1 protein-coding gene is annotated in these 15,327 nt (G+C 73.3%); it reads right to left on the minus strand.

Going from position 1 to position 15,327, the window contains the following annotated elements; genetic code table 11:
• Positions 1–9: 9 nt before the first annotated feature.
• Positions 10–15,258 (minus strand): type I polyketide synthase, encoded by a 15,249-nt coding sequence (locus ABZ858_RS20735; RefSeq protein WP_361380312.1) that lies wholly within the window; start codon positions 15,256–15,258, stop codon positions 10–12.
• Between the last annotated feature and the right edge of the window lie 69 nt (positions 15,259–15,327).

Below are 15,327 nucleotides of genomic sequence, written 5' to 3' on the forward strand. Positions count from 1 at the left end.
GCCGCGTCATCAGAAGTCCGATCCTTCGAGCGCCATCGAGATGAGGCTCTCGGCATCCATGTCGTCGATGTCGTCCACGGTCCCGCCGGTGTCACCCGCCGGGTCGTCGGCCGACAGGGGCGCCCCCGTCCCCGCGGGCCGGTGACCCGCGAGTTCGAGCAGGGAGTCCAGCAGACCCGCGTCCCTGAGCCGGGCCAGCGGGATCGCCCGCAGGGCCTCGCGCACGGTCTCCTCGTACGCTCCCTCGCCGGCCCCGTCGGCCGTCTCGGGAACGAGTTGCCGGAGCAGGAATCCGGCGAGTTCGGCCGGGGTGGGGTAGTCGAAGACGAGCGTCGCCGGCAGGCGCACCCCCGCTTCGGCACCCAGGCCGTTGCGCAGCTCGACCGCGGTGAGCGAGTCGAAACCGAGTTCCTTGAAGGGCTTGTCCGGGGTGATCTCCGGGGCCCCGTTGCCGCCGACCGCACCGAGGACGGCGGCGACGTGCCGGTTGACCAGACCGAGGACCAGCCGCTGCCGGTCGGGCCCGGCGAGCCCGGCGAGCCGCCGCGCGAGATCCTGTCCGGCCGCGGCGCCCGTACCGGCGGCGGACCGGCGCACGGTCACCGGCCGCACCAGCTGGGCGAACAGCGGCGGCACCCGCTCGCCCGCGGACCGGGCCGGCGCCGGCAGATCGAGACCCGCCGGGACCAGCAGGGCCCGCGGCGAGCCGACCGCCGCGTCCAGCAGCGCCAGCCCGTCCGCCACGCTCAGCGGCCGCACTCCCGAGCGTGCCATCCGCTCGATGTCCGCCGCGCCGATCCCGGCGCCCATGCCGCCGGCCTCCGGCGCCCACAGCCCCCAGGCCAGCGAGACACCCGGCAGCCCCTGCGCGTGCCGCTCGGCCGCCAGGGCGTCCAGGGCTGCGTTGGCCGCGGCGTACGCCCCCTGCCCCGGGCCGCCGAGCACCCCGGCGGCCGACGAGTACAGCACGAACGCCTCGACACCGCGCCCGGCCGTCAGCTCGTGCAGCGCCCGGGCCGCGTCCGCCTTCGGCGCCCGCAGCGCGTCCAGCGCATCCGGCGTGAGCGCGCCGATCGTTCCGTCCCGCACCACGCCCGCCGTGTGCACGATCGCGGTGATGTCGGGGTGAGCATCGAGGAGGCGGGCGAGGGCGTCGCGGTCGGTGACGTCGCAGGCGGCGATCTCGACTCGGGCGCCGGACTGGGTGAGTTCGGTGGCGAGTTGGGTGGCGCCGGGGGCGTGGGTGCCGCGGCGGCTGGTGAGCAGGAGGCTTTGGACGCCGTGGGTGGTGACGAGGTGGCGTGCGGTGAGGGCGCCGAGACCGCCGGTGCCGCCGGTGATGAGGGTGGTACCGGTGGTGGGCCAGGGGGTGGCTGTGGCGGCCTGTGCGGGAGCCGTCTCGCGGACCAGGCGGGGGGCGGTGAAGGTGCCTGCGCTGTGGGTGAGTTCGGGTTCGTCGGCCGGGATGAGGTCGGGGATCTCCTGGGCGCCTTCGGCGTCTTCGGTGTCGAGGAGGGTGATCCGGTCGGGGTGTTCGGCCTGGGCGGCCCGGACCAGGCCGCGGATGGCGGACTGTGCGGGGTCGGTGGCGGCGGTGCGGGTGACGACCAGCAGCGGCTGCTCGCCGTTCAGGTGGGCTTGGAGCTGTGGGAGCAGTTCGGTGGCGGTAGCGGCCTGGAGGACGGTGTACGCCGCTGTAGGCTCGCTCGCCGTCGCGGTGACCGGGGTCCAGTCGACCCCGTACAGATCCCGGACACTGCTCGTCTCCACCGCCAGCGGACGCAACGCCAGGTCGGTGACCGTGGCGACCGGAGCACCGGCGAGGTCGGCGGCGTCGAGCCGGAAGCCCGATCCCGTACGTCCGATCCGCAGCCGCAGCGCGGAGGCCCCCGATGCGTGCAGGGCGAAGTCACTCCAGGAGAAGGGCAACTGGGCGGTGTCGTCGTCGCCGTCCAGCAGGCTGATGGCGTGCAGGGAGGCATCGAGGAGAGCGGGGTGGATACCGAAGCCCTCCGTGGCGGTGCCCTCGGGCAGGGCCACTTCGGCGTAGACCGTGTCGCCGCCGGAGTCGCGCCAGGCGGCGGTGACGCCCTGGAAGAGGGGGCCGTACTCCAGGCCGAGGGCGGCAAGGTCGGTGTAGAGGGTGGTGGTGTCGATGGTTTCGGCGCCGGCCGGTGGCCAGGGGGCGGTCAGGTCGGCGGTCTCGACGGTGTCGGCCGACAGCGAGCCCTCGGCGTGCAGGGTCCACTCCTCGTCGCCTTCGGGGCGGGAGTGCACGGTGAGGGCGGGTTCGTCGCCCTGACCGACTCGCACGCGCAGGGCGACAGCGCCGTCCTCCGGGATGACGAGCGGGGCGTGCAAGGTCAGGTCCCGTACGGTCCCGCAGCCGATCTGGTCTCCGGCGCGGACCGCGATCTCGACGAGGGCGGCACCGGGCACGACGACCGTGCCGTGCACCGCGTGCTCCGCCAGCCACGCGTGAGTGGCCAGCGACAACCGCCCGGTGAACAACACCCCGTCACCGTCCGGCAGTTCCACCGCCGCGCTCAGCAACGGGTGCTCCGCGTCCGACTGGCCGAACCCGGTCGCCGTCCCGGTACCCGAGTCCGCGAGCCAGAACGTGCCGTGCTGGAAGGCGTAGGTGGGCAGCTCGACAGCCAGCCTGCCGGTCTCGGCAAAGTACGTCGCCCAGTCCACGGAGGGGAGCCGGGTGAGGGCTTCCAAGAGGGCTTGGGGTTCGGTGCGGTCGCGGCGGAGGGTGGGCAGGGCACGCGGGTCGTCGGCCATGGCGGTGAGCACGGCGTCCGGGCCGAGTTCGAGGAAGGTGCCGATGCCCTGCGCGTCGAGGGTGGCGAGGGCGTCGGCGAAACGGACGGCCTGGCGGACATGGCGGGTCCAGTACGAGGGCTGCGCCAGCTCCTCGTACGTGACCGCCTCGCCCGTCAGTGTCGACACGATCGGAATCGTGGTCTCGCTGTATGTCAGTCCCGCCGCGACCTGCTCGAACTCCGCGAGCATCGGCTCCATCAGCGGCGAGTGGAAAGCGTGGCTGACGGTCAACTTCTTGGTCTTGTGCCCGGCGTCGGAGAAGTGGCGTACGACTTCGTCCACGCCTGCTTCCGGACCGGAGACGACAACAGACGTAGGCCCGTTGATCGCGGCGACCCCCGTCCCCTCCGGCAAGACGGACAGCACCTCCTCCTCGGTCGCCTGTACGGCGGCCATCGCTCCCCCGGCCGGAAGCCGCTGCATCAGCCGCCCCCGCGCCGAGACAATCAGGGCCGCGTCCTCCAGCGACCACAGTCCGGCCACGTGCGCGGCGGCCAGCTCACCGATCGAATGCCCGGCCAGCACATCCGGCCGTACACCCCAAGCCTCCAACAGCCGGAAGAGGGCGACTTCGAGAGCGAACAGCGCGGGCTGCGTGTAACCCGTCTCGTCCAGGCCCTCCCCGCCGAACATGACCTCCTTCAGAGGCCGTTCGAGATGCGGGTCAAGGGCAGCACAGACCTCGTCCAGCGCCGCCGCGAACACCGGGAACGCCTCGTACAACTCCCGTCCCATCCCCGCCCGCTGGCTCCCCTGCCCCGTGAACAGGAACGCCGTCCGCCCGCCCCCGGCCACGGGGATCTCCTTGTGGGCGATGGCTTCGAGGCCGGCGAGCAGGCCGGTCCGGTCCGCCGCCACGGCCGCCGCCCGGTACGGGAAGGAGGCGCGGTGGGCGGTGAGGGCGTGGGCGATGTTGGTGGAGTCCAGTTCGGGGTGGGCGGTGGCGAAGTCGAGGAGGCGGGCGGCCTGGGCGCGGGTGGCGTCGGCGGTCTTGCCGGAGACGATCCAGGGCAGGACCGGCAGCCGGCGGGCGGCCGGAACCGGCTCGGCCGCGCTCTCGGCGGGTGCCTCCTCGATGATGACGTGGGCGTTGGTGCCGCTGATGCCGAAGGAGGAGACACCGGCGCGCCGGGTCCGCTCCCCCGCCCGCCACGGCCGGGCCTCGGTCAGCAGCCGCACCGCGCCCGCCTCCCAGTCCACGTGCGAGGACGGGGTGTCGACGTGCAGGGTGCGCGGGAGTTCCTCGTGGTGCAGGGAGAGGACCATCTTGATGATCCCGGCGACGCCCGCGGCGGCCTGGGTGTGCCCGAGGTTGGACTTCACCGAGCCGAGCCACAGAGGGTCCTTGCGGTCCTGGCCGTAGGTGGCGAGCAGGGCCTGCGCCTCGATCGGGTCACCCAGCTTCGTACCCGTGCCGTGCGCCTCGACCGCGTCCACCTGCTGCGGGGTCAGCCGGGCGGAGGCCAGAGCCTGCTTGATGACCCGCTGCTGGGAGGGGCCGTTGGGGGCCGTGAGGCCGTTGCTGGCGCCGTCCTGGTTGATCGCGGAGCCGCGCACGACCGCGAGAACGCGGTGGCCGTTGCGGCGGGCGTCGGACAGCTTCTCCAGAACGAGCATGCCCGCACCCTCGCCCCAGCCGGTGCCGTCCGCGGCCTCCGCGAACGGCTTGCAGCGGCCATCGGGAGCGAGCCCGCGCTGACGGCTGAAGCCGACGAAGGTCTCGGGCGTCGCCATCACGGTGACCCCGCCGGCCAGTGCGAGCGAGCACTCGCCGCTGCGCAGCGCCTGCGCCGCCATGTGGACCGTGACCAGGGAGGACGAGCACGCCGTGTCGACGGTGACCGCCGGGCCCTCCAGACCGAGGACGTAGGCGACGCGGCCCGAGGCGACGCTGCCGGAGCTGCCGGTGCCGAGGTAGCCCTCCAGGTCGGCCGGGTAGCCGTTGAGGCGGATGCCGTAGTCGTTGTACATGACACCGGCGAAGACACCGGTGGCGGTGCCGCGCACGGTGGCCGGGTCGATGCCCGCCCGCTCGAACGCCTCCCACGACGTCTCCAGGAGCAGCCGGTGCTGCGGGTCGGTCGCCAGGGCTTCGCGCGGGCTGATCCCGAAGAACGCGGGGTCGAACTCGGCGGCCTGGGTGAGGAAGCCGCCATGGCGGGCGTACGTCTTGCCGATGGCCTCCGGGTCCGGGTCGTACAGGCCCGCGACGTCCCAGCCGCGGTCCGTGGGCAGCGGGGTGATCGCGTCGCCGCCGGCGGCGAGCAGCCGCCACAGCTGCTCGGGGGAGTCGACACCGCCGGGGTAGCGGCAGGCCATGCCGACGATCGCGATCGGCTCGTCCGCGGCGGCGGCCACGGCGACGGCCGCGCCCGGCGCGGTGTCCGTGTCGGTGTCGGGGCCGACCAGTTCGGCCAGCAGGTACGCGGCGACGGCGGCGGGGCTCGGGTGGTCGAAGACGAGCGTGGCGGGCAGCCGTACGCCGGTCTCGGCGGCGAGCGCGTTGCGGAACTCGACGGCCGTGAGCGAGTCGAAGCCCAGTTCGGTGAAGGCGGCGTCGGTGGCGACCGCGTGCGCCCCGCCGAAGCCGAGCACCGCGGCCACGTACTTGCGGGTCAGGTCGAGCAGCAGGTCACGGCGGGCTCCCGGGCCGGGCAGGGCCGCGAGGCGGTCCTGGAGGGAGTTCGCGCCCGGCCGGCCGGTGTTCGGGGCGAGCGAGGCTCGTGCGGCACGGCGGATGCGGGGCCGTACGAGGTCACGCAGGAGCGCCGGGGCGGTGTCGTCCGCCTCCCACGCGGTGAGGTTGAACTTGATGGGCAGGACGTGCCCGCAGCCCCCGGCGTCCTCCGCCGCGGCCGCCAGCGCCGCGTCGAAGAGTGCCGTGCCTTCCTCGGCGCCGATGGCCTCGACGCCCGCGCGTGCCATCCGCTCGATGTCGGTGGCGGTGAGCCCGGCGCCCATGCCGCCGACCTCCGGCGCCCACAGGCCCCAGGCGAGGGAGACACCCGGGAGCCCCTGGGTCCGCCGGTGGGCGACGAGGGCGTCCAGGTAGGCGTTGGCGGCGGCGTAGTTGGCCTGGCCGATGCCGTCGAAGCTGCCGGCCGCCGAGGAGTACACGACGAAGGCTTCGAGGGTGATGCCGCGTTCGGTGGTGAGTTCGTGGAGGTGGCGGGCGGCGTCGGCCTTGGGTGCGTGGACTGTGGTGAGGCTGTCGGTGGTGAGGTGTTCGATGGTGGTGTCGTCCAGGACTCCGGCGGTGTGGACGATGGCGGTGATGTCGGGGTGGGTGTCGAGGAGTCGGGCGAGGGCGTCGCGGTCGGTGACGTCGCAGGCGGTGATCTCGACCCGGGCGCCGGACTGGGTGAGTTCGGTGGCGAGTTGGGTGGCGCCGGGGGCGTGGGTGCCGCGGCGGCTGGTGAGCAGGAGGCTTTGGACGCCGTGCTGGTGCACGAGGTGGCGTGCGGTGAGGGCGCCGAGACCGCCGGTGCCGCCGGTGATGAGGGTGGTGCCGGTGGTGGGCCAGGGGGTGGCGGTGGCGGCCTGGCCGGGAGCCGTCTCGCGGACCAGGCGGGGGGCGGTGAAGGTGCCTGCGCTGTGGGTGAGTTCGGGTTCGTCGGCCGGGATGAGGTCGGGGATCTCCTCGGTGTTTTCCGTGCCTTCGGTGTCGAGGAGGGTGATCCGGTCGGGGTGTTCGGCCTGGGCGGCTCGGACCAGGCCGCGGATGGCGGACTGTGCGGGGTCGGTGGCGGCGGTGCGGGTGACGACCAGCAGCGGCTGCTCGCCGTTCAGGTGGGCTTGGAGCTGTGGGAGCAGTTCGGTGGCGGTGGCGGCCTGGAGGACGGTGTACGCCGTCACAGGCTCGCTCGCCGTCGCGGTGACCGGGGTCCAGTCGATCCGGTACAGGTCGCGTACGGTGCTGGTCTCCGCCGCCAGCGGACGCAGCACCAACCCGCCCACCGTGGCGACCGGAGTACCGGCCGGATCGGCCAGGTCCAGCCGCTGACCGGCTCCTTCCTTGGTGACGCGCACGCGCAGGGCCGAGGCCCCGGAAGCGTGCAGGGTGACGTCCGACCAGGCGAAGGGCAGCTCAGCCTGTGTTCCGTCGTCCCCGGGCAGCAGCCCGATGGCGTGCAGGGAGGCGTCGAGGAGGGCGGGGTGGATGCCGAAGCCGTCGGTGGCGGTGTCCTCGGGCAGGAGGACATCGGCGTAAACCGTGTCGCTGCCGGAGTCACGCCAGGCGGCGGTGACGCCCCGGAAGAGGGGGCCGTACTCCAGGCCGAGGGCGGCGAGGTCGGCGTAGAGGGTGGTGGTGTCGACCTCTTCGGCGCCGGCCGGGGGCCACGTGGTCAGGTCGGCGGGGTCCGCCGCCTCCGCCACAAGGGTGCCTTCGGCGTGCAGGGTCCACTCCCCCTCACCCTCCGGTCGGGAGTGCACGGTGACGGCGGGCTCGTCGCCCTCCCCCACCCGCACCCGCAGGGCGACCGCGCCGCTCTCCGGCACCACCAGCGGAGCGTGCAGCGTCAGGTCACGGACCGTACCCCGCCCCACCTCGTCACCGGCCCGCACCGCGATCTCCACCAGCGCGGCACCCGGCACGATGACCGTCCCGCTCACCGCGTGCTCCGCCAGCCACGGATGCGTGGCCAACGACAACCGACCGGTGAACAACACTCCCTCGGAGTCGGGGAGTTCGACCGTGGCGGCCAGCAGCCGGTGGTCCGCCGTGGTGACTCCGGCGCCCTGGACGTCACCCGCACCGTGCGGCGAGGGCACGGGCCAGTAGGTCTCGTGCTGGAAGGGGTAGGTGGGCAGGTCGACGGAGCGCCGGCCGGGACCGAAGTACGCGGCCCAGTCCACGGAGGGCAGCCGGGTCAGCGCCTCGGTGAGAGCCTGCGGCTCGGAACGGTCCCGCCGCAGCCCCGCCACGACCGCCGCCTCGGTACCCGTGTCGGCGGCCATCGCGGTCAGCACGGCGTCCGGCCCCAGCTCCAGGAAGGTGCCGATGCCCTGCGCGTCGAGGGTGGCGAGGGCGTCGGCGAAGCGGACGGCCTGGCGGACGTGGCGGGTCCAGTACGAGGGCTGCGCCAGCTCCTCGTAGGCCACTGCCTCACCCGTCAGCGTCGACACGATCGGAATCGTGGTCTCGTGGTACGTCAGCCCGGCCGCGATCTCCTCGAACTCCGCGAGCATCGGCTCCATCAGCGGCGAGTGGAAAGCGTGGCTGACGGCCAGCTTCTTCGTCTTACGGCCCGCGTCCGCGAAGTGCCGTACGACCTCCTCCACACCCGCTTCAGGACCGGAGACGACGACGGAGACCGGCCCGTTGACGGCCGCAATACCCGTCCCCTCCGGCAGCACCGGGAGGACTTCCTCTTCGGTGGCCTGTACGGCGGCCATCGCGCCCCCGGCCGGAAGCCGCTGCATCAGCCGCCCCCGCGCCGACACAATCAGCGCCGCGTCTTCGAGGGACCACAGTCCGGCCACGTGCGCGGCGGCCAGCTCACCGATCGAGTGCCCGGCCAGCACATCGGCGCATACACCCCACGCCTCCAACAACCGGAACAGAGCAACCTCAAGAGCGAACAGGGCGGGCTGCGTGTAGCCCGTCTCGTCCAGCCCCTCACCCTCCCCGCCGAACATGACCTCCTGCAAAGGCCGTTCGAGATGCGGATCAAGCGCCGCGCACACGTCATCCAGGGCGGCGGCGAACACCGGGAACGCCTCGTACAGCTCCCGTCCCATCCCCGCCCGCTGGCTGCCCTGCCCCGTGAACAGGAACGCCAGCGAACCGCCGGCCGCCGAAGGCGTCACCTTGCCCTCGGCGATGGCCCCCAGGCCGGCGAGGAGGGTGTCGCGGTCGGTCCCGACCGTCGCCGCCCGGTAGGTGAACGACGACCGCTGGGTGGCCAGGGAGTAGGCGATGTCGGCCGTCTCCGCCCCGGCGGCCTCTTCGCTCACCAGCGTGAGCAGGCGGGCGGCCTGGTCGCGGACGACGTCGGCGGTGCGGCCGGAGATCACCCACGGCACCACCGGAAGCGCCCCCGCCTCGACGTCCTCTGCCGTCTCCTCGGCAGGCGCCTCCTCGATGATCACGTGAGCGTTCGTCCCACTGATCCCGAACGAGGACACCCCCGCACGACGGGTCCGCTCCCCCGCCTCCCACGCACGCGCCTCCGTCAGCAGCCGCACCGCACCCGCCGACCAGTCCACATGCGAAGACGGCACATCCACATGCAACGTCCGAGGCAACTGCTCATTCCGCAACGACAGGACCATCTTGATGATCCCGGCCACACCCGCCGCAGCCTGCGTATGACCCAGATTCGACTTCACCGAACCCAGCCACAACGGCTCCGGGCGCTCCTGCCCATAGGTCGCGAGCAGCGCCTGCGCCTCGATCGGGTCACCCAGCTTCGTACCCGTGCCGTGTGCCTCGACGGCGTCCACCTCGGCGGGTGAGAGCCCGGCTGCCGTGAGGGCCTGCTTGATGACGCGCTGCTGGGCGGGGCCGTTGGGGGCGGTCAGGCCGTTGCTGGCGCCGTCCTGGTTGACGGCCGAGCCGCGGACGACCGCGAGCACGCGGTGGCCGTTGCGGCGCGCGTCCGAGAGGCGTTCCAGAACGAGGACACCCACGCCCTCACCCCAGCCCGTACCGTCCGCCGCGTCCGCGAAGGGCTTGCAGCGGCCGTCAGCGGCCAGGCCCCGCTGCCGGCTGAAGTCCACGAAGGTGTCCGGGGTGGCCATCACCGTCACACCGCCGGCCAGGGCCAGCGAGCATTCGCCACCCCGCAGCGCCTGCGCCGCCAGGTGCACGGCGACCAGCGACGACGAGCACGCCGTGTCCACCGTCACCGCCGGACCCTCAAGCCCGAGCGCGTACGACACCCGGCCGGAGGCGATGCTGCCGCCGACGCCCATGAAGCCCTCGGTGTCGTGGTGGGCGGAGCGTTCCAGGACGGTGGCGTAGTCGTGGTACATCACGCCGGTGAAGACACCGGTGGCGCTGCCGCGCACGGCGGCCGGGTCGATACCGGCCCGCTCGAACGCCTCCCACGACGTTTCGAGCAGCAGCCGGTGCTGCGGGTCCATGGCCAGCGCCTCGCGCGGGCTGATCCCGAAGAAGCCGGGGTCGAAGGCGGCGGCCTCGGTGAGGAATCCGCCGTGCCGTGTGTAGGTCTTGCCGATGGCGTCCGGGTCGGGGTCGTACGACTCCTGCCACAGCGGGCCGCGGTCGGACGGGAACGCGGACACCGCGTCGCCGCCGGCCGCCAGCAGCCGCCACAGGTCCTCGGGGGAGGTCACTCCGCCCGGGTAGCGGCAGGCCATACCGACGATCACGATCGGATCGTCCGTACCCGAGGCCGCCGAAGCCGCTGGGACGGCCGCCGCCGACTCCGCCTCACCGCCGAGGAGTTCGGTCGCGAGGAATCCGGCGACCGACTGGGGAGTGGGGTGGTCGAAGACGAGGGTGGCGGGCAGCCGGATGCCGGCCTCCGCGCCGAGCCGGTTGCGGAACTCGACGGCCGTGAGGGAGTCGAAGCCGAACTCCTTGAACGGCTTCTCGGGCGCGACCTCGCCGGGCCCGCCGAAGCCGAGGACGGAGGCGACATGGCGGCGCACCAGATCGAGCAGGACGCGGATGCGTTCGGTGACCGGGAGGCGTTCGAGGCGGGCGGCCAGGTCGCCGGCCGAGGCGGCGGCACCGGAGGCGGCGGCGCGGCGCACGGCCGCGGGCCGGACGAGGCCGTTCAGGACACGGGGCAGTTCGCCGCGCTTGGCGCGCTGCTCCAGTGCCCGTGCGTCCATGGCCACCGGGAGCAGGTGCGGGTGCGGGGCGGCGGCGCCGGTGAGGGCCGCGTCCAGCAGGGCCAGGCCGCGTTCGGCGTCGAGAGGCAGGACGCCGACCCGGGCCATCCGGTCGATGTCGGCCGCCGTGAGCCCGGCGCCCATGCCGCCGACCGCCGGGTCCCACAGGCCCCAGGCCAGCGAGACACCCGGCAGTCCGTGCGCCTGCCGCTGGGCGGCGAGCGCGTCCAGGTAGGCGTTCGCGGCGGCATAGTTGGCCTGGCCGGTGCCGTCGAAGGTGGCCGCGCTCGACGAGTAGAGGACGAACGCGTCGAGGTCGCGGCCGGCGGTCAGCTCGTGCAGATACCGCGCCGCACGCGCCTTGGCGGCCCACACGGTCTCCAGGCGCTCCGGGGTGAGCGTCTCCACCGTGCCGTCGTCGACGACACCGGCGGTGTGGACGACCGCCGTGACGTCCGGATGGGCGTCGAACAGCCGCGCCAGCGCGTCCCGGTCGGACACATCGCACGCCTCGACAGTCACTTCGGCGCCCGACGCGCGCAGTTCGGCGGCGAGTTCGTCCGCCCCGGGCGCGTCGGTGCCGCGTCGGCCCACGAGCAGGAGGCTGCGGACACCGTGCTCGGCCACGAGGTGCCGGGCGGTGAGCGCGCCCAGCCCGCCGGTGCCACCGGTCACCAGCACCGTGCCGGACGTGGACCACGAGCCGTCGATACGGGCCGTCTCCCGCACCAGGCGAGGAGTGAGGAACGCCCCTGCGGTGTGGGCGAGTTCGAGTTCCCCGGCCGGGATGTGGCCGGGGATCTCCTGGGCATCGTCGGTGTCGAGGAGGGTGATCCGGTCGGGGTGTTCGGCCTGGGCGGCCCGGACCAGGCCGCGGATGGCGGACTGTTCGGGGTCGGTGGCGGCGGTGCGGGTGACGACCAGGAGAGTGCCGTCCGTCTCCAGGTGGGCTTGAAGCTGCGGAAGCAGTTCGGCGGCCGTACCGGCCTGGAGGACGGTGTACGCCGTCACAGGCTCACTGGCCTGCCCGGCGACCGGAGTCCAGTCGACCCGGTACAGATCCCGGACCGTGTTCGTGTCCGCCGCTTCCGCCGTCGCCGCGACAGGTCGCAGGGCCAGCGCGCCGATGGTGGCCACCGGGGTGCGCGCCGGGTCGGCGAGATCGAGCCGGCACCCCGAGCCCTCGGCCGCGATACGCACCCGCAGCGCGGACGCGCCCGTGGCGTGCAGGGTGACGTCCGACCAGGAGAACGGCAGCTGGGCCGGCGAACCGGCCTCCTGCGCCAGGGTGATGGCGTGCAGGACGGAGTCGAGGAGGGCCGGGTGGATGCCGAAACCGTCGGTGTCGGCGCCCTCGGGCAGCGCGACCTCCGCGTAGACGGCACCGTCGGCGGCGCGCCAGGCGGCGGTCAGGCCCTGGAAGAGCGGCCCGTACTCCAGGCCCACGGAGGCCAACTCGTCGTACAGGCGCGCGAGATCGACGGCCTCGGCCCCGGCCGGCGGCCACTCGGCCGGTCCGGCGGCGGGCTCCACAGCATCGGCCGACAGCGAGCCCTCGGCGTGCAGGGTCCACTCCTCGTCGCCCTCCGGGCGGGAGTGCACGGTGAGCGCGGGTTCGTCGCCCTCACCGACCCGCACCCGCAGGGCCACCGCGCGGTCGGCGGGCAGGACGAGCGGGGCGTGCAGGGTCAGGTCCCGTACGGTCCCGCAGCCGACCTGATCCCCCGCCCGCACGGCGATCTCGACCAGCGCGGCCCCCGGGAGCACGACGGCACCGTGCACCGCGTGCTCGGCCAGCCACGGCTGGACGGCCGGGGACAGCAGGCCGGTGAACAACACCCCGTCGCCGTCCGGCAGTTCCACCGCCGCGCTCAGCAGCGCGTGCTCGGCGTCCGTCTGCCCGGCACCGGCCACGTCCCCGCGCGCCGCACCCGCGTAGGCGTCGAGCCAGTACGGCTGGTGCTGGAAGGCGTAGGTGGGCAGGTCCACCGGCTGCCGGCCGGGACCGAAGTACGCGGCCCAGTCCACGGAGGGCAGCCGGGTCAGCGCCTCGGTGAGAGCCTGCGGCTCGGAACGGTCCCGCCGCAGCCCCGCCACGACCGCCGCCTCGGTACCCGTGTCGGCGGCCATCGCGGTCAGCACGGCATCCGGGCCCAACTCCAGGAAGGTCCGCACACCCCGCCCGTCCAGCGTCGCCACAGCATCGGCGAAACGGACGGCCTGACGGACGTGCCGGACCCAGTAGGAGGGCTGGGCGAGATCCGCGTACGTGACCGCCTCGCCCGTCAGCGTCGACACGATCGGGATCGTGGTCTCGTGGTACGTCAGCCCGACCGCGATCTCCTCGAACTCCGCGAGCATCGGCTCCATCAGCGGCGAGTGGAAAGCGTGGCTGACGGCCAGCTTCTTCGTCTTGCGACCCGCGTCGGAGAAGTGCCGTACGACCTCCTCCACGCCCGCTTCGGGACCGGAGACGACGACGGAGACCGGCCCGTTGACGGCCGCAATACCCGTCCCCTCCGGGAGCACGGTCAGCACCTCCTCCTCGGTGGCCTGTACGGCGGCCATCGCTCCCCCGGCCGGAAGCCGCTGCATCAGCCGCCCCCGCGCCGACACGATCAGCGCAGCATCTTCGAGCGACCACAGTCCCGCCACGTGCGCGGCGGCCAGCTCACCGATCGAGTGCCCGGCCAGCACATCGGCGCGTACACCCCACGCCTCCAACAACCGGAACAGAGCCACTTCCAGGGCGAACAGCGCGGGCTGCGTGAAGCCCGTCTCGTCCAGGCCCTCCCCGCCGAACATGACGTCCTTCAACGGCCGTTCGAGATGCGGGTCAAGGACGGCGCACACGTCATCCAGGGCGGCGGCGAACACGGGGAACGCCTCGTACAGTTCCCGTCCCATCCCGGCCCGCTGGCTGCCCTGCCCCGTGAACAGGAACGCCACCTGCCCGCCCCCGGCCGCAGGGATCTCCTTGCGGGCGATGGCCTCCAGGCCGGCGATCAGCGCATCCCGGTCCGCCCCGACCGCCGCCACCCGATACGCGAACGCAGACCGCTGCGTGACCAGCGAGAACCCGACATCGGCCGGGTCCAGCTCACCGTGCCCGCCGACATGCTCCAGCAGCCGTACCGCCTGCCCCCGTACCGCCTCCTCCGTCTTCCCGGACACCACCCACGGCACCACCGGAAGCGCCCCCGCCTCGACGGCCTCTGCCCTCTCCTCGGCAGGCGCCTCCTCGATGATCACGTGAGCATTGGTGCCACTGATCCCGAACGAGGACACCCCCGCACGACGGGTCCGCTCCCCCGCCTCCCACGCACGCGCCTCCGTCAGCAGCCGCACCGCACCCGCCGACCAGTCCACATGCGAGGACGGCGCATCCACATGCAACGTCCGAGGCAACTCCTCGTTCCGCAACGACAGGACCATCTTGATGATCCCGGCCACACCCGCCGCAGCCTGCGTATGACCCAGATTCGACTTCACCGAACCCAGCCACAACGGCACCTCACCGCCACGGTCCTGCCCATACGTCGCCAGCAGCGCCTGCGCCTCGATCGGGTCGCCCAGCCGGGTTCCCGTGCCGTGGCCCTCGACCACGTCGACCTGCTGGGCGGTGAGCCGGGCGGAGGCGAGGGCCTGCTTGATGACGCGTTGCTGGGAGGGGCCGTTGGGGGCGGTGAGCTGGCTGCTCGCGCCGTCCTGGTTGACCGCCGAGCCGCGGACGACCGCGAGCACGCGGTGGCCGTTGCGGCGCGCGTCCGAGAGGCGTTCCAGGACGAGGACACCCACGCCCTCACCCCAGCCCGTACCGTCCGCCGCGTCCGCGTACGGCTTGCAGCGGCCGTCAGCGGCCAGGCCCCGCTGCCGGCTGAAGTCCACGAACGTGTCCGGCGTCGACATCACCGTCACACCACCCGCCAGCGCCAGCGAGCACTCACCACCCCGCAGCGCCTGCGCCGCCAGATGCACGGCGACCAGCGACGACGAGCACGCCGTGTCCACCGTCACCGCCGGACCCTCAAGCCCCAACGCGTACGACACCCGGCCCGAGACGACGCTCGCGGCGCTGCCGTTGCCGAGGAAGGGGGAGAGGTCCTGGGGGATGTCCTGGAGGTGGGCTCCGTAGTCGTGGTACATGACGCCGGCGAAGACGCCGGTGGCGCTGCCGCGCAGGGATGACGGGTCGATACCGGCCCGCTCGAACGCCTCCCAGGACGTTTCCAGGAGGAGGCGCTGCTGCGGGTCGGTGGCCAGGGCCTCACGCGGGCTGATGCCGAAGAAGTCCGCGTCGAAGTCGGCGGCCTGCTCCAGGAAGCCGCCCTCGACGGAGTACGTCTTGCCGGGGGCGTCCGGGTCCGGGTCGTACAGGCCGGCGACGTCCCAGCCGCGGTCGGCGGGGAAGGGGGTGATGGCGTCGCCGCCGGCGGCGAGCAGCCGCCACAGGTCCTCGGGGGAGGTCACTCCACCCGGGTAGCGGCAGGCCATGCCGACGACGGCGATCGGTTCGTACTGCTTCTCCTCCTCCTCGCGCAACCGCCTGCGGGTGTCGCGCAGTTCGGTCGTGGCCCTCTTGAGGTAGTCGAGGAGCTTCTGTTCGTTCGACTCATTCGACATGCGGTTCGTCCACCTGTGGGAGAGGAGCGGGCGGGAGGAGAAGGGAGGAGCAGCGGGGGTGGCGGGTGC

The organism is Streptomyces sp. NPDC047017 (genome assembly GCF_040644175.1).
GTDB lineage: Bacteria > Actinomycetota > Actinomycetes > Streptomycetales > Streptomycetaceae > Streptomyces.

Excerpts from the sequence above, each read along its gene's own strand:
- ABZ858_RS20735 (WP_361380312.1), bottom strand. The coding sequence starts at position 15,258 with ATGTCGAATGAGTCGAACGAACAGAAGCTCCTCGACTACCTCAAGAGG.